Raw genomic sequence first — 15647 nt, 5'->3', positions numbered from 1 at the left:
GCAGGGGCCACGGCGGGGTGCGGGGGCGGTCGGCCGGGGGACGGCCGGTGGGCACGCCCGGCGGGCGGGGTGTCGCACGGGCCCGCGGGGCGTCACGGACGGTGTCCCTCACCGGCGGCGTGCCGTGCCAGCGTGTCGGCGAGCGGGCCGAGCCGGGGCTGTGTCATGAGGTCCTTCAGCCGCAGGTGGCCGCGGAGTTCGGCGGCCACCGCGAGGACGGCGAGCGAGGTGCCGCCCAGGTCGTAGAAGTCGTCCGCGCGTCCGATCGTCTCGACGGGGATGCCGAGCACCTTGGCCCACGCCGAGGCGATCAGGCGTTCCGCCCGCGCGGTGGGCCGGCCGCCGCCGGCCGGGTCCGGTGTTCCGGAGGCGGGCGCCGCGGGCGCGGGCAGCGCGGCACGGTCCAGCTTCCCGTTCGGCGTGAGCGGGAGCGAGGCCAGCCCCACCACGTGGGCCGGGACCAGCGCGGCGGGCAGCGACCGGGCGCAGTGGGCGCGCAGTTCGCCGGCCGGCACCTCCCGGCGGCAGACGGTGTAGGCGCACAGGTAGGCCTCGCCGGCCGGCGTGTGCCGGGCGATCACGGCGGCGTTGACGACCGCGGGATGGGCCAGCAGGGTGTTCTCGACCTCGCCGGGCTCCACCCGGACGCCGCGGATCTTGACCTGGTGGTCGTTGCGGCCCAGGTACTCCAGGGAGCCGTCCGGCAGCAGCCGCGCCAGGTCGCCGGTGCGGTAGACGCGCCGCTCACCCGGGAAGGGGTCCTCGACGAACCGCTCGGCCGTCAGGCGGTCGCGCCCCAGGTAGCCGCGGGCCAGGCTCATTCCGGCGATGCACAGCTCACCCGCCTCGCCGGCGGGGCACGGCCGCATGGCGTCGTCGAGGACGTAGAGGCGGACGTTGTCGATGGGCCGGCCGATCGGCACGGTGCGCGGAGCCGGGTCGGTGCACGGGTGGTGGGTGACGTCGACCGTCGCCTCGGTCGGACCGTAGAGGTTGACCAGCTGCGGGCGGGACGGCGCGCCGCCCAGCACCTCGTGGAAGCGGCGGACGTGGTGGGGGCTCAGCGCCTCCCCGCTGGCGAACACGCGGCGCAGCGTGGACAGTCGGTGCCCGCGTTCCGTGCCGTTGTCCGTGTGCTCCAGGAACGCGTGCAGCATCGACGGCACGAAGTGCACGACGGTGACGCCGTGGTCGTCGACGGCCGCCGCGATCGTGTCGGGGTCGCGCTCGCCGCCGGGCGTCAGGAGGTGGACCGAGGCCCCGGCGAGGGTCCACCAGAACAGCTCCCACACCGAGACGTCGAAACCGACCGGGGTCTTCTGCAGCAGCACGTCCCGGGCGCCGAGCGGATAGGCGCGCTGCATCCACCGCAGCCGGTTGAGCACCGAGCGGTGCTCGACCATCACGCCCTTGGGCTCGCCGGTGGAGCCGGAGGTGTAGATGACGTAGGCGACGTCGGTGCCGTCCCCGGTGCGCGGCAGGGGCGTGTCGTCCGCGTCGTAGGACCCGGGCGCGTACGGGTCCACCAGGGTCACGGCGCCGTCCGGCTGCTCCACTGTGCCGGGGGCGGCGACGACGATCCGGGCGCCGCTGTCGCGCAGGACGTAGGCGTTGCGGGCGGGCGGGTGGCCCAGGTCCACCGGCACGTACGCGGCGCCCGCCCGGAGGACGGCGAAGATCGCCACCAGCATCTCCGGCGACCGTTCCACCGCCACCGCCACCCGGGTGCCGGGCCCTGCTCCCGCCGCCCGCAGCGTGCGGGCGAGCCGGTCGGCCCTGTGGTCGGTCTCGGCGTAGGTGAGCGGCCGGTGCCCGCCGGTCACGGCCGTCCGGTCCGGGTGTGTCCGGGCGGCCGTCCGCAGCAGGTCGTCGATGCGGGTGCCGCGTTCCACCGGGATCCGCGGCCCGGCCACCGCGGAGGTGCCGGGCGCCGTGCCGCCGGCCGCGGCCGGCCCCCGAGGCGGTGCTGTCTGCTCCTGCTGTGTGCGTTCCATGGCCCTTTCCTGCCGTTCTTGCTCCATGGCCCTTCTCTCTCGTGCCGCGGACGGGACGGTGCCCGCGGGTCACGCGCGGGGCGTGTCCGGCGGGAGGATGTGCTCCAGGCTGTCGCCGATGAGGCGCAGCAGCGGGCCGGGGGAGTCGGCGAGGTACATGTGGCCGCCGGGCAGCGACCGCGCCTCGAAGCCGGCGGCGGTCACCGCGCGCCACTGGCCGAGCAGCTCCGCGTCGATCAGGCCGTCCTCGGCACCGCGGACCGCGAGGACGGGGACGTCCAGCACGGTGGGGCCGGCGGACCGGTACCGCTCGTGCATGGCGATGTCGGCGCGCAGGGCGGGCAGCAGCAGTTCGCGCAGGTCCGGGTCGTCCAGGGCCTCGTGCCGGTAGCCGGTGGCCCGCTCCACCGCGTCCAGGAAGGCGTCTTCGGGCAGACCCGTGGCGCCGAGGTCGTGTCGGTGCGCGGGGCCGGCCGACCCGCTGACGACGAGGGCCAGGACGGCCACGTCGGCGTCGGCCGCCAGCCGGCAGGCCGTCTCGTAGGCGAGGACCGCCCCCAGACTGTGCCCGAACAGGACGATCCCGCGATAGCCGCCGGCCTGCGCGCGGATCTGCGGCAGGGCGTCCTCGACGGCGTCGGACACGTACTCCAGGGGCTCCTCGGCGAAGCGCTTCTCCCGGCCGGGCAGGCTCACGGGCGCCACGTCCAGGCCGTGCGAGGCGAGGTTCCACCACCCGGAGAAGAACGACGGACCCGCGCCTGCGTGCGGGAAGGAGACCAGAAGTGTCGGTTTCATCAGCGCCAGACCTTCCTCGGCTCGACGATCGGTGGGCAGCGGCGCGGCGGGCGTCGCGGGACGGAGGGCGGGACCGGGACGGCCCCGGGGCTGACCGTGCTCAGTGCTCAGTGCTCAGTGCTCAGTGCTCAGTGCTCAGGACGGGGCGCGGACGGGGCGGGCGACGGCCGATCCGGCCGTGACACCCCCGTCGACCCCGATCGTCTGCCCGGTGACGTACGACGAGAGGGGACCGAGCAGCCAGAGGGCGGCCTCGGCTACCTCGTCGCAGGCCCCCAGCCGGCCCAGCGGGGCCCGGCGTGCCCGCTGTTCCAGCGCACCGGGCTCGGTGTACAGGCTGCGCAGCATGGGGGTGTCGGTCGAGCCGGGGCTGACGACGTTGACCCGGATGCCGTCGCCCGCGTACTGCAGGGCGGCCGACTTGCTCAGGCCGATGACGGCGTGCTTGGTGGCCGAGTAGAGCGGGCTCTGCGGGTGCCCGATGTGGCCGGACACCGAGGAACAGTTGACGATCGAGCCGCCGCCGGCCGCGAGCATCGCGCCGAGCTGGCCGCGCATGCACGACCAGACGCCGCGCAGATTGGTGGCGACCACGCGGTCGAAGTTGTCGGCGGTGTCCTCGTGCAGCGGGCCGAACTCCCCGAAGACACCAGCGTTGTTGAAGGCTCCGTCCAGCCTTCCGAACCGGCGGAGCGTCTCCGCCACGCACGCTTCCACCTGCCGGTCGTCGCCGACGTCGAGGGGGGCCACCCAGTGGTGCGAGGGCGGCAGCCCGGCGGCCGTCTCCGCCAGCGCCGGCTCGGCGCGGCCCACCAGGACGACGCGTGCGCCCTGCCCGGCCAGGAGCCGTGCCGCGGCCCGGCCGATCCCGCTGCCCGCCCCGGTGACCATGACCACGCGGTCGGTGAAGTGTGAGGTCATGCGTATGCCAGCTTTCGCTCGTGCCTGTCAGATGTGCAGTCCGCCGTTGACGTCGACGACCGCGCCGGTGGTGTATCCCGCGTCCTCGCCGCACAACTGGCAGACCATGCCGGCGGCTTCGGCCACGGTGCCGAACCGTCCGACGGGGATACGGCCGACCCGGTCCGCGGTCCACTCCGGGGGTTTGCCGGCCCAGGCGCTCCGGATGCGCTCGGTGCCGATGACGCCGTGGGCCACCGCGTTGACCGTGACGCCGTGCGGGGCCAGTTCGTGGGCGCACTGTTTGGTGAACCCGATGACACCGGCCTTGGCGGCCACGTAGGCCGCGTTGCTGAAGAAACTGAAGGTGCGTCCGGCGATGGACGCCAGATTGACGATGCGGCCCCGCCCCGCCTCGACCATCGCCGGCGCGCACAGCCGGGTCATGGTGAACACGCTGGTCAGGTTGTGCGCGACGGCGGACATGAGGTCCGCCTCCGTCAGCTCGGTCACCGGGCGGGCCCGGGTGTCGCCACCGACGCCGTTGACCAGGATGCCCGGCCGGTGCCGCGGGTCGAGCGAGCCCACGGCGGCCTCCACGGCGGCTGTGTCGGTGACGTCCACGACGAGCGGCTCGCGCAGGCAGCGGGGGCCGAGCTCGGCGGCGACGCGCCGCACCGCCTCGGCGTCCCGGTCGAGCAGGACGACGCCCGTGCCGCGGGCGGCCAGCCTGCGGGCCACCTCGGCGCAGATGCCGGCGCCCGCCCCGGTCACCAGGGCGACGTCGGGCCGGGCCGTCATGCCGCCTCCTGCCATGCGCCGCGCGGTTCCCAGGTGGCCAGGCACCGGGTGTGCCGCAGGAGTTCGCCGCTCGGCTCGACGCCGGTGCCCGGTCCCGACAGGGCCCGCACGCGGTACAGCGACCGGTCGACGGCGAACACGGGTCGGGTCAGCGGGGTGGGGAACCACTCGTCGGCCCTCCCCGCCTCCACCGTCCGCCACAGCCCCCACTCGGTGGCCAGCGTCCGTCCGGCCGCCCACAGCGGGCCCACCTCGGCGACGTGCACGCCGAGCTGGCAGCCGACACCCAGCTCGTGGGCGCGCAGCGCAAGGCGGGCCGCGGCCAGGAAGCCGCCGCACTTCGACAGGCGGACGTTGACGTGGTCGGCGGCGCCGGTGGCGACGGCGGTGCGGACGTCGGCGGGCGTGGTGCAGGACTCGTCGAGCATGACCGAGAGTCCGGTGGCCTTCCTCAGCCGGGCCAGTTCGGTCCAGGACCGGGGCGCGAGGGGCTCCTCCACCCAGGCCGCGCCGGCGAGTCCGGCCGCGATCCGCTCGGCGTCCCGCACCGTCCACGCGCCGTTCGCGTCCAGGGAGACGGTCGTCTCCCGCGGGAGCCGCGCGCGGGCCTGTGCCAGCCGCCGCACGGCGTGGGAGGGGTCCCCGACCTTGACCTTCACGTGCCGCAGCGCGGCCACCGTCTGCGGCGCGAGCGCGTCCAGCACGGACGGCACGTCCTGGGCCAGGTGGATCACGAGGCTGACGTGCGTGGGTCCGTCCCGCACGACGCCGGCGGGCGGGTCCAGGACCGGCAGCACGTCGGCCAGCGGCCGGCCGTGGCTCCGGCACACGGCGTCGAGCAGGGCGATCTCCATCGCCGCCGCGGCCGACGGACCCTCGGCCAGGGCGCCCGGCGGCAGCGCGGCGACGGAGGCGACGGCGCCCTCGAAGGTCCGCCAGTCGATCCGCTCGGCCAGTGCCGCGGGGTCGCGGTTCCCCACCGCGCGCACCGCGCCGTCCAGGGTCTCGCCGGTCACATAGCCGCGGGGCGCTCCTTCCCCCCATCCGCCGACACCGTCCAACTCGATCTGGACCAGCAGGGACTCCGCGGCGCGCCGGGAGCGGGTGGCGTGGTCGAAGGCCGTGGCCATGGGCACGGTGGCGGTGTACAGCCGCACGCGGCGGATCATGCGTCCTCCTTCGACCGCAGGGCCAGCCAGTCCCAGTACGCCGTGCGGGCCTCGGTGAACTCCAGGTAGTGCCGGTCCGCGGCGAAGACCTCCTCGTGTACGTCGGAGGTGAGCCGGCGCAGCGTCGTCCGGGCGGCCCGCAGGTCGATGACCGGATCGTGCCTGGGCACGGCGAGGTCGACGCGGAGCGGGGTACGCGGGCTCCCGGTGGCGTAGAGGTCCTCCAGGCGCACCTGCGTCGCCCGCGTCGCCGAGGTCACCTCCCGCAGCATCAGCGGGTCGGCGGCCATGAACTCCCGGTAGCGCGTCAGGCCGGTGTAGTCGGCGTCGGCGAGCCCCACGGGGTGCGGTGCCGTCCCCGTGCCGGCCCGGCGGGCGTCCAGCGCGGCGGGTGTGTGCCGGGCCCGCTGCTGGCCCAGCGCGGGCGCGCACAGGATCAGCCGGCGGACGGGCAGCTCGCTCGTGCACCACAGCGCGGTCAGTACGCTGCCGCCCAGGCTCTGGCCCAGGGCGGCCGGCCGGGTCCCGCCGGCCCGCTCCGCAACGGCCGCCAGGGCGCGGGCGTAGTCGTCGAGGACGAGGCCGGCCGACGGCAGGTGGCCGCGGGGCCCGGCGCTGCGCCCCGACCCCCTGCGGTCCAGGGCGTGGACGTCGATGCCGCGGGCGTTCAGTTCGGGTCCGGTCTCCCACAGCCATCCGGCGTGGCTCTGGATGCCGTGGAAGTAGAACAGGGAGGTGTCCGCGCCGGGCACAGTCCAGCTGTGCAGGGCCAGCGCGGTGCCGTCGGACGCGGTCAGCGTGCGGGTGGAGTGCATGACCGGCCTCCTCAGTACCGGACGAGGTTGACGTCGGGGTCCAGCCGGACGTCGATGAGCAGCGGGCCGTCCAGGTCCGGCAACAGGTCACCCACGGCGTCCAGTTCCGCCGCCTTGCGGACGGTCAGGGCGCGGGCGCCCATCGCGGTGGCCAGCCCGGCGAGGTCGGGCCAGGCGAACGCGGAGTACGCCGGGTCGTAGCCGTGGCGGCGCAGCTTGTAGTGCTCGGCGCCGTAGGCCCCGTCGTCCAGGACGACCACGACGAGCTTCAGCCGTTGCCGTACGGCCGTGGTGAACTCCGACAGGTGCATCATGAAGCCGCCGTCGCCCACGGCGGCGACCACCGGCCGGCCGGTGCCGGACATGGCGGCGCCGATCGCCCCGGCCAGGCCGAGCCCGATCGAGCCGAAGCCCCCCATGACGGTGAAGTGCGAAGGGTCGGCCACCCTCAGGTGGGGCCAGACACCGACGTCGAAGCGGCCGATGTCGCTGACGACGGTGCGTTCGGCCGGCAGCACCCGGTCCAGACGGATCATCGCGGTGCGGATGTCGACGGTGTCCGGCCCGCTGTGGTCCTCGACGTCGTCCTCGGGCGAGTATCCCGCCAGGCGTCCGGCGACGCGCCGCGACCAGGCGGGGTTGGCCGCTGTGACGCCGGCCCGCTCCAGCAGCGTGTTCATGGTTTCGGCCGTCCGGCGGGCGTCTCCCGCGACGGGCGCGTCCACGGGGGTGCAGGAGCCGAACCGGGCGGGGTCGGTGTCCACGTGCACGACCTTCTTGCCGCGGAACAGGTCGCCGTTGAGCGCGGTCCACATGTTGAGGCCGGCGCCGAACGCGGCGACGCAGTCCGCCTCGGCGATGACCGTGTCCGCGGCGCCGTGCGCGAGCGATCCGAAGATGCCGATGTCGCGCGGGTGCCCGGCGAAGAGTTCCTTGCCGAGCACCGTGGTGGCGAGTGCCGCGCCGGTACGGTCGGCCAGCTCGACCAGGGCGTCGCGCGCCCCGGCGAGGACCGCCCCGCGGCCGGCCAGGATCAGCGGCCGCTTCGCCGAGCCGAGCAGGCCCAGGGCGGCGTCGAGGGTCTCCTCCCCGGGGGCCGCCGAGGGGGCGGGGGCCACGGGCAGGGCGACGGGCGCCTGTTCGCCGGCTTCGGCCTCGACCAGGGCGATCGGCAGGTTGAGCACGACGGGCCGCTGTTCGGCCACGACGCGCTGCATGGCCCGGTTCAGGTCCGCCACGAGGGAGGAGGGCCCCTGGACGCGTTCGTACGCGGCCCCCGCGGCGGTGGTGACCGCGGAGATGTCGAACTGGTGGAAGTGGGTGGGCACCGGTGGCGGGTCGCCCGTGATCAGCAGCACCCGGCTCCGGCTGCGCACGCCCTCGACCAGCGCCGTCAGGGTGTTGGTGAAAGCCGGTCCGTGGGTCACGGAGGCCACTCCGACCCGGCCGGACATCCGGGCGTAGCCGTCGGCCATGGCGACGGCGCCCGCCTCGTGGACGACCGGGACGAAGCGGCCGCCCGCCTCGGCGAACGCGGGCAGGTAGAGCAGGTTGGCGTTGCCCATCAGCCCGAAGACGGTGTCGACACCGTGGGCGGTCAGGGTGTCGGCCAGCACGTGGAAGACCTTCATCGCTCTCCTCCGGTGGGTACGGGCGGCAGCCAGGTGGGATCGTCCTGGTGGACGGGCGCGCACGCCGGCGGCGGACTCTCCCGGATCAGTGAGCGCAGGTGGTCACCGGTGACGAGCACGTCCGTGTCCGCGTACCTCTGGGTGAGCACCATGCGCCGGGCGCGCACCTGCGGGTGGCGCACGGCGCGGGCCAGATCGTGCAGGGGCGCGGCGGGCACGCCGAGCGCGTGCGCCGCGTCGAGCACGGCGGCGACGGAGCCGCCGCCCGGCAGCGGACGGTCGGTGTCGGCCAGGACGGTGCCGTCCGGGGCGGCCAGCAGCCGCGGGGCCGGTGCGGGGCCGTCGTCGTACCAGTGCTCCTGGGTGGTCCACACGGCGCTGTCGAACAGGGCGACGTCGGCGGCGCATCCGCGCCCGGTGCGCAGCCGCACCCAGGTGGCGACGGTGACGGCGGCGGCGGCGAGGAAGGCGCCGAGCACGTCGGCGCTGGACACCGGCGTGCGCAGCGCTCCCCGGCGGCCGCCGACGAGGTGCATGATGCCCGACTCGGCCTGGATGACGGTGTCGACGCTGCGGTCGGCGGCGGCCAGGCCGTGCCCGGTGACCGTGCAGTGCACGGTGCCGTGGCGCGCGAGCACCTGGGCGGGGGAGATGCCCTGGGCGGCGAGGGTGTCGGCGGCGAGGCTGGTGAGGACGACGTCGGAGCCGGCGAGCAGCCGGTCGAACGTCCCGCGGTCGCCGGCGTCGGCCAGGTCGAGCCGGCAGGAGCGCTTGCCCGCGTTGTTGACGTAGTAGAGGTAGCCGACCCCGCCCACCGGCCGGGCGAGCCGCCGGGACCCCTCGCCGTGCGGGGGTTCCACCTTCAGCACGTCGGCGCCGAGCTGGGCCAGCAGCCTGCCCGCGAGCGGCCCGGCCGTGTACGAGCCCAGCTCCAGCAGCCGCAGGCCCCGCAGCGGAGGCGCGCCGCGCGGGATCCGTTCCCACAGCCGTCCCTGCCGCGGCGAGGGGCCGTCGGTGACCTTCGGGACCAGCGAGGACAGCGGGCTGCCCGGCGCGGCGGACGCGCCGGTGGCCAGGCCGCGCCGGCGGGCGGCGGCCCCGTGGCGCGCCTCGTCGGGCGTGGCGATCTGCGCGCAGGGGATGCCCGAGGCCTGGAGGCGGGCCACCACGTCCGCCGCCCGCCGGACCCTGGTCCACTCGCCGATCAGCTTGTCGAGTTCGTCCGCGTTGCGGACCCGGGCGCCGGTGTCGGCGAAGCGCGGGTCCTCGCCGAGGTCGCCGTGGCCGGTGACGTCGGCCAGCCGCCGCCACATCGGGTCGCCCATGGTGCAGATGACGACCGGCGAGTCCCGGCACGGGTAGGTGTTCCAGGGGGCCGCCATGCCGTGCCGGTTGCCCGTGCGCCGCGGCGGGCTGCCGGTGAGGGCCACACTCGGCAACAGGGTGCCGGTGAGGGCGAGCAGGCTGTCCAGCTCGGCGATGTCCAGGAAGTCGCCGCCGCCTCCGCGCTCGCGGCCCACCAGTCCGGCCACGACGCCGATCAGGCCGGACAGACACGCCGTGCGCGAGGCCAGGCCCACCGTGGAGGTCACCGGCGGGTCCCCTTCCGCGCCGGTCGCCGCGGTCAGCCCGGCGAGCGCCTGCAGGGTGACCTCCGTGGCCGGGGTGCCGCCGAGCGGACCGGTGCGGCCGAAGGCGCTCAGCCGCACGGTGACGAGGTCCGGATGGCGCCGCGTCAGCTCGTCGGGGGGCAGCCCCAGGCCGGTGAGGCGGGTGTCGCCCTCGGCGTCGAGGACCAGTACGTCGGCTCGCCGCAGCGACCGCGCCGTCCCGTCCGGTTCGGCGGCCGGTTCGGCGGCGGCGCGCAGCCACCGCGTGAACGGTCCGTCGCCCTCGGGTGGCGGACCGAGCCGTACGACGCGGGCGCCGAGGTCCGCCAGCAGCCTGCCCAGCAGCGCGGCCGACGTGCGCCGGCCGGCCAGGAGCACCTCGGTGCCCTGGAGCGGCCCTGCTGCCGTCATGTGGGTCCTCCTCGCGCAAACGCGCACCGGCCGCGGACGGCGGCCGGCTGGCAGTCGGTTGTGGAATGACGGGTATTCCGCCGTGAAAGGGACTTCGGTCGTCAGCGGCCGCAGGTCAGCGAAGTATTCCGGCAGCGGTTCCTCGCAGCAATTAGAACCCGCTGCTTCAGGCCGGTGTCGACCCTTCGTGTCGAAGACGGCGAGAAACCATCGTTCCGTTTTTCCTCGGAACCAGTGGTCACACCACCTGAAGGGAGGGAAGAGAAGCCGACATTGGCCAATTCGAGAGTCTGTAGCCGGCTGAAGTTTGGTTCCGGATTCGCCAGGGAACCGCTCCCGCCCGTCACGGGTGAGAGCGCCGATCAGTTGCGTCACCGAGGGCAAAATTTTTGTGAGGGTGGTCACACGCGCTCCGCTTTGACAGCTCTCCGGAGCGACTGCCACGGTGAATGGGAGTTGCTTCCACGAGGTTCCGCTTATGTGCTCACGGCCTCGGTAATCGACAGGAGGCCCGAGGGGATGCTTTTTGAATTCCCTTTACCGGCGGATGTGATGACGAAGAAGCGCCCTTGCCTTTCGTTACCCATCAAAGCATCGCGACGGCCGCGTTCCGTCGCCCGTCGACGGACGCCAGGCGCATGACGCGACTGATGCGGGCCGCCGTGATACGGGCCTGGGGAGGTCCCGACCGGCTGACCCTGGACCGGGTCGCGCGGCCGGCCCCGCCACCCGGATGGATCGGGGTGCGGGTCGAGGCGTGCGCGCTGAACCACCTCGACATCCACGTACGCAACGGACTGCCCGGTGTCCGGCTGAACCTCCCCCATGTCTCCGGCGGCGACGTCGTCGGCATCGTGGAGGAGGCCACCGACGAGGCGGGCGACCGCCTCCTGGGCGAGCGCGTCCTGCTCGACCCCATGATCGGCCGGGGCATCCTCGGCGAACACCACTGGGGAGGGCTCGCCGAGTACGTGGTGGTTCCCGCCGGCAACGCCATCCCGCTGCCCGCCGCGAACGGCTCCGACCCGGCGCGGTACGCCGCCCTGCCCATCGCCTACGGCACGGCCCAGCGCATGCTGTTCACCCGGGCGCGGCTGCGGCCCGGCGAGACCGTCCTGCTGTTCGGCGCCACCGGCGGCGTCGGGGTGGCCTGCGTCCAGCTCGCGGTGCGCGCCGGCGCCCGTGTCATCGCCTGCTCCGGATCGCCGGCCAAACGGGCACGGCTGCGCGCGCTCGGCGCGGCGGAGACACTCGACCCGGCCGCCGACGACATCCGCGGCCGGGTCCGACGGCTCACGGACGGCGGCGCCGACGTGGTCGTCGACTACCAGGGCAAGGACACCTGGCCCCTCTCCCTGCGCTGTGCCCGCCGCGAAGGCCGCATCGTCACCTGCGGCGCGACCACCGGGTACGAGGCGCTCACGGACCTGCGGTACGTGTGGTCGCGCCAGTTGGACATCCTCGGTTCCAACGCCTGGCGCCGTCAGGACCTGCACACCGTCCTCGACCTGGTGACCACCGACGCCCTCCGACCCGCGGTGCACGCCCACTTCGACCTGTCCCGCGTCCACGAGGCGGTCGCCGAACTGGAGGAGCGCCGGGCGTTCGGGAAGGTCGTCGTCCGCGTCGCGTGACCCCACTCCCGCCGGCCCGACCCAGGAGGAAGACAGCTTTGGCCACGACGGGCAAGACCGCACAAGACCGGGACTTCCTGCGCAGGACCCAGAGCGCGCTGGCGGTGCAGCGCAAGATCTGCGCACAACCCGCGGAGACGGCCGAGCGGGTCTTCGAAGACCTCCTCGCGGTCTCCCGCGACACCGCCTTCGGGCACGAGCACGGCCTGCGCGCGGTCCGCACGCCCGCGCAGTGGCGGGACGCCGTGCCGATCCGCCGCTACGACGAACTCGCCCCCTACGTCGGACGGCAGTTCGCCGGCGAGCGCCGCGTTCTCACCACCGACGACCCCTACGCCTTCCTGCGCACCTCCGGCTCGACCGGACGGGCCAAGCTGGTGCCCACGACCACCCACTGGCGCCGCGCCTACCGGGGACCCGCGCTGTACGCGCAATGGGGGCTGTACTTCGAGCAGCTCGGCACCGAGCACTACGACGGCGACGAGGTCCTCGACCTGTCCTGGGAGCCGGCGCCCCCGCGCGACCAGGTGGGCGGCTTCCCCGTGTACGGGATCACCGAGCGACCGGTCCCCGACGACCCCGGCGACTGGGACCCGCCGTGGCGCGCGGAGAGCTGGTTCGCACGGGACACCCAGCCGGCCGGAATGGACACCCTGCTCTACCGCAAGCTGCTGCGGCTGGCCCACCGCGGCCTGCGGCTGATCGTCTCCGTGAACCCGTCCAAGATCGTGTCGCTCGCCGAGGCACTGCGGGAGAACGCCGAGCGGCTGCTGCGGGAGCTGCACGACGGCCGCTCCACGGAGGCGGATCCCACCCTCGCCCGCCGACTGACCGTCGCCTTCGACCGCGCGGACGGCCGCCCCCTCCTCACCGACCTGTGGCCCCGCCTGAGCCTGCTGGTGTGCTGGAACTCCGCCTCCGCGGCGCTCTACCGCCCGTGGCTGTCACGGCTGGCACCCGGCGTGGCAACGTTGCCTTTCAGTACCACCGGGACCGAGGGGATCGTGACGCTGCCGGTCGACGACCACCCCTCCGCCGGTCCGCTCGCCGTCGACCAGGGGCACTTCGAGTTCGTGCCGTGGAGCGAACTCGACGACGGCAGACCACTGCCCGCGGACAGTCCGACCCTCACCTACGACGAACTCGACACGGGCGCCGACTACCGGCTGGTCATGAGCCAGGCCAACGGTCTCTACCGCTACGACGTGGGCGACGTCTACCGCGTCGTGGGCACGGTCGGCTCGACACCCCGGCTGGAGTTCCTGGGACGCGCCGGCTTCCAGAGCTCCTTCACCGGGGAGAAGCTCACCGAGTCCGACATCCAGACCGCGGTGATCCGGGTCCTGGGCAGCGCAATCGTCGACCACCCCCACTTCACCGGCATCCCGGTGTGGGACACACCGCCGTTCTACACGGTCGCCGTCGAGTGGGCCGGCGCCTACGAGACCCTCGACCCGCAGGACGTCGCGGGCCGGATCGACGCCGTGCTCCAGGAGGTGAACGTGGAGTACGCGGACAAGCGGCGCAGCGGACGGCTGCGCCCGGTGCGGGTGGCGCCGCTGGTGCCGGGGGCGTTCAGGAAGGTCGCCGAGCGGAGGTTCAGCCAGGGTGCCGCCGGGGCCCAGATCAAACACCACTGGCTGCAGAAGGACGCGGCCTTCCACGACACGCTGCGTGAACTCGGCCTGGTCAGGCCCGGTCCGGCGGGGGAGTGACAGGGATGCGCATCGGATTCGCCGCTCCGGTCTCCGGCGCCTGGTCGACGCCGGAGAACATGGTGCACGTCGCCCTCGCCGCCGAGCGTTGGGGATATGACTCGCTGTGGACCTACCAACGGGTCCTGGGCGTCCCCGACGGCTCCCGGGGCGAGGCGAACCGCAGCGTTCACGATCCGCTGGTCACGCTGTCGTTCCTGGCCGCGCGGACCACGCGGATCCGCCTCGGAGTCGCCGTCCTGGCCATGCCACTGCACGCACCCGCCGTGCTCGCCAAACAGCTCACCACGCTCGACGTGCTCTCCGGTGGCCGGCTCGACGTGGGCCTGGGCAACGGTTCGGTGGACGAGGAGTACACGGCGGCCGGTGTGACCCCGGCGAAGCTGGGCCGGCGCGCGGACGACTTCCTCGCCTGTCTGCACGCCGTGTGGTCGGGGCGGACACCGGTGGAGCACGACGGCCCCTTCTACCGCGTCCCACCCGCCGTGTTCGCCCCCGGCCCGGTCCAGCGGCCGCATCCGCCGCTGTTGCTGGGCGGCACCTCGGCAGCGGCACTGCGCCGCGCGGGCCGGCTGTGCGACGGCTGGATCGCCGGCAGCAAGGCGGCCCCCGACACCATCCGCAAGGCCGTCGCCGCCGTACGCGACAGCGCCGAGGAGGCCGGCCGGGACAGCTCGGCCCTGCGCTTCGTCTGCCGTGCTCCGGTACGGGTCCGCGCGCGAGCGGGCGCCGACCGGCCGTTGTTCACCGGCACCGCGGAACAGGTCCGGTCCGACCTCGCCGGCCTTGCGGACACCGGCGTCACCGAGATCTTCGTCGACCCGAACTTCGACCCCGAGTTCGGGTCCCCCGACGCACCGGCCGCCGCGCACACCGACCGCGTCGACAGCTTGCTCAGCGAACTGGCCCCAGGCACCTGGTGAGAGGGAGAACTCCATGCTGATCGCGCGCGTCGCGGTGGGTGACAGGCAGGCCTACGCCCGCGTGGACACCGGCACCCAGCGGGTTCACCTGCTGTCGGACGCTCCCTTCGACGGCGTCCGGCCCACGGGGGAGAGCCTGCCGCTGGCGGGGGTCGTCCTGCTCGCGCCGGTGGAGCCCAGCAAGATACTGGTGGCGGGCCGCAACTACGGCGCCGTCGTCACGCCGGACCTGGTCGTCTTCATGAAGCCCTCCACCTCGGTCGTCGGCCCCGGCAGCCCCGTCCGGCTGCCCCCGGAAGCCGCGGAGGTCCGCTACGAGGGCGAACTCGCCGTCGTCATCGGGCGCCGTTGCCGGGACGTGCCCGAGGCGTCCGCGGACGATGTGGTGTTCGGCTACACCTGCGCCGACGACGTCACGGCCTGGGACATCGGGACGGCCAACGGCCACTGGACCAAGGCCAAGAGCTTCGACACCTTCTGCCCTCTGGGGCCCTGGATACGCACCGGCATCGACCCCACCGACCTGGTGCTGCGCACGACCGTCAACGGTGAGGTGCGCCAGCACGGTTCGACGAAGGAGATGAACAGGGACGTTCGCGCCCTGGTGGCCCGCTGCTCCACCCTGATGACGCTGCTCCCCGGCGACGTGATCCTCACCGGCACCCCGTCGGGCGCGGGCGTACTCCGCCCCGGTGACGAACTCACGGTGGAGATCGAAGGAATCGGCTCCCTGTCCCACCCGGTGGAGGACCACCGCCCCGCTGAGAGCGCGGCCCGGCCCCGGACCTGACGGACGCCGATCTCCACCCTGATATGTCGCCGTCGGCGCAGGAGGCCCTGTGGCCGCGGGTGGGGCCGTGAGGATGTGGCGGCGGTGCTCGGGGTGTCGCTGAAGGCGGTCGACGGGTGGCGGGCGAAGTGGCTGGCCGGCCGTGGGGAGGCACTGGTCATGCGGCCGAGGGGCTAGCCGGTCGGGGCGCATCACGTGCTGGGGGAGCCGAGCGGGCCGCCGTGCGTCCGGCGGTCCTCGATCACCGGCCCGGTGACGTGGGCCTGAGCGGGCAGCTGCGGACGCGACGGCTGATCGGCGAGCTGATTCTGAAGCGGCGCGGGGCGCGGCTGACCGAATCAGGGGCGGGCACGTACCTGAAGCGGGGGGGGGGTGTCCTTACAGCGCCCGGACAAGCGGGCCGTCGAACAGGCCCCCGAGGCTGTGGCGTGCTGACAACAGGAGGCCTGGCCGAGG

Annotated in this window: 12 protein-coding genes; 4 read left to right on the top strand and 8 right to left on the bottom strand. The window is 74.2% G+C overall.

Features of this window, described 5'->3' with window-relative positions; all coding sequences use genetic code 11:
* Positions 1 to 92 precede the first annotated feature (92 nt).
* The 8 genes from ACZ3IG_RS33560 to ACZ3IG_RS33525 all read right to left on the bottom strand — a co-directional run bounded on the left by ACZ3IG_RS33560 (position 93) and on the right by ACZ3IG_RS33525 (position 10129).
* Positions 93 to 1994, bottom strand: a complete 1902-nt coding sequence (locus tag ACZ3IG_RS33560) for a non-ribosomal peptide synthetase (protein WP_467436849.1) — start codon at positions 1992 to 1994, stop codon at positions 93 to 95.
* 69 nt (positions 1995 to 2063) lie between these two features.
* On the bottom strand, positions 2064 to 2792 hold the full coding sequence (locus ACZ3IG_RS33555; RefSeq protein ID WP_467436848.1) for a thioesterase II family protein: 729 nt from the start codon (positions 2790 to 2792) through the stop codon (positions 2064 to 2066).
* A 135-nt stretch (positions 2793 to 2927) separates the two neighbouring features.
* Entirely contained in the window at positions 2928 to 3713 is a 786-nt protein-coding gene (locus ACZ3IG_RS33550) for an SDR family NAD(P)-dependent oxidoreductase (RefSeq protein WP_467436847.1), read from the bottom strand.
* Between the two features lie 27 nt (positions 3714 to 3740).
* Positions 3741 to 4493, bottom strand: coding sequence for an SDR family NAD(P)-dependent oxidoreductase (locus ACZ3IG_RS33545; protein ID WP_467436846.1), 753 nt, complete (start codon positions 4491 to 4493; stop codon positions 3741 to 3743).
* Positions 4490 to 5662 (bottom strand): enolase C-terminal domain-like protein, encoded by a 1173-nt coding sequence (locus tag ACZ3IG_RS33540; RefSeq protein WP_467436845.1) that lies wholly within the window; start codon positions 5660 to 5662, stop codon positions 4490 to 4492. The genes ACZ3IG_RS33545 and ACZ3IG_RS33540 overlap by 4 nt, the downstream gene beginning before the upstream one ends.
* On the bottom strand, positions 5659 to 6477 hold the full coding sequence (locus tag ACZ3IG_RS33535) for an alpha/beta hydrolase (protein ID WP_467436843.1): 819 nt from the start codon (positions 6475 to 6477) through the stop codon (positions 5659 to 5661). The genes ACZ3IG_RS33540 and ACZ3IG_RS33535 overlap by 4 nt, the downstream gene beginning before the upstream one ends.
* Positions 6478 to 6488: 11 nt before the next feature.
* Positions 6489 to 8108, bottom strand: coding sequence for a thiamine pyrophosphate-binding protein (locus ACZ3IG_RS33530; protein WP_467436842.1), 1620 nt, complete (start codon positions 8106 to 8108; stop codon positions 6489 to 6491).
* Positions 8105 to 10129 (bottom strand): CoA transferase, encoded by a 2025-nt coding sequence (locus tag ACZ3IG_RS33525; RefSeq protein WP_467436840.1) that lies wholly within the window; start codon positions 10127 to 10129, stop codon positions 8105 to 8107. The genes ACZ3IG_RS33530 and ACZ3IG_RS33525 overlap by 4 nt, the downstream gene beginning before the upstream one ends.
* Positions 10130 to 10767: 638 nt before the next feature.
* Here ACZ3IG_RS33525 and ACZ3IG_RS33520 point away from each other — a divergent pair.
* The 4 genes from ACZ3IG_RS33520 to ACZ3IG_RS33505 are packed head-to-tail and all read left to right on the top strand — an operon-like array spanning position 10768 to position 15191.
* Positions 10768 to 11763, top strand: a complete 996-nt coding sequence (locus tag ACZ3IG_RS33520) for a zinc-binding dehydrogenase (protein WP_467436839.1) — start codon at positions 10768 to 10770, stop codon at positions 11761 to 11763.
* A gap of 38 nt (positions 11764 to 11801) precedes the next feature.
* Positions 11802 to 13478, top strand: a complete 1677-nt coding sequence (locus ACZ3IG_RS33515; protein ID WP_467436838.1) for a GH3 auxin-responsive promoter family protein — start codon at positions 11802 to 11804, stop codon at positions 13476 to 13478.
* A 5-nt stretch (positions 13479 to 13483) separates the two neighbouring features.
* Positions 13484 to 14401 (top strand): TIGR03619 family F420-dependent LLM class oxidoreductase, encoded by a 918-nt coding sequence (locus ACZ3IG_RS33510; protein WP_467436836.1) that lies wholly within the window; start codon positions 13484 to 13486, stop codon positions 14399 to 14401.
* Positions 14402 to 14414: 13 nt separating this feature from the next.
* Complete coding sequence (locus tag ACZ3IG_RS33505) at positions 14415 to 15191, top strand: fumarylacetoacetate hydrolase family protein (protein ID WP_467436835.1); 777 nt, start codon at positions 14415 to 14417, stop codon at positions 15189 to 15191.
* Positions 15192 to 15647 lie beyond the last annotated feature (456 nt).

Source organism: Streptomyces sp. NPDC016677, assembly GCF_055562815.1.
This window is presented reverse-complemented; position numbering and strand designations above follow the sequence as displayed.

Bases quoted from the DNA above. Each gene is read 5' to 3' on its own strand.
- ACZ3IG_RS33560 (WP_467436849.1), bottom strand. From the start codon at position 1,994: ATGGAACGCACACAGCAGGAGCAGACAGCACCGCCTCGGGGGCCGGCC.
- ACZ3IG_RS33555 (WP_467436848.1), bottom strand. From the start codon at position 2,792: ATGAAACCGACACTTCTGGTCTCCTTCCCGCACGCAGGCGCGGGTCCG.
- ACZ3IG_RS33550 (WP_467436847.1), bottom strand. From the start codon at position 3,713: ATGACCTCACACTTCACCGACCGCGTGGTCATGGTCACCGGGGCGGGC.
- ACZ3IG_RS33545 (WP_467436846.1), bottom strand. From the start codon at position 4,493: ATGACGGCCCGGCCCGACGTCGCCCTGGTGACCGGGGCGGGCGCCGGC.
- ACZ3IG_RS33540 (WP_467436845.1), bottom strand. From the start codon at position 5,662: ATGATCCGCCGCGTGCGGCTGTACACCGCCACCGTGCCCATGGCCACG.
- ACZ3IG_RS33535 (WP_467436843.1), bottom strand. From the start codon at position 6,477: ATGCACTCCACCCGCACGCTGACCGCGTCCGACGGCACCGCGCTGGCC.
- ACZ3IG_RS33530 (WP_467436842.1), bottom strand. From the start codon at position 8,108: ATGAAGGTCTTCCACGTGCTGGCCGACACCCTGACCGCCCACGGTGTC.
- ACZ3IG_RS33525 (WP_467436840.1), bottom strand. From the start codon at position 10,129: ATGACGGCAGCAGGGCCGCTCCAGGGCACCGAGGTGCTCCTGGCCGGC.
- ACZ3IG_RS33520 (WP_467436839.1), top strand. From the start codon at position 10,768: ATGACGCGACTGATGCGGGCCGCCGTGATACGGGCCTGGGGAGGTCCC.
- ACZ3IG_RS33510 (WP_467436836.1), top strand. From the start codon at position 13,484: ATGCGCATCGGATTCGCCGCTCCGGTCTCCGGCGCCTGGTCGACGCCG.
- ACZ3IG_RS33505 (WP_467436835.1), top strand. From the start codon at position 14,415: ATGCTGATCGCGCGCGTCGCGGTGGGTGACAGGCAGGCCTACGCCCGC.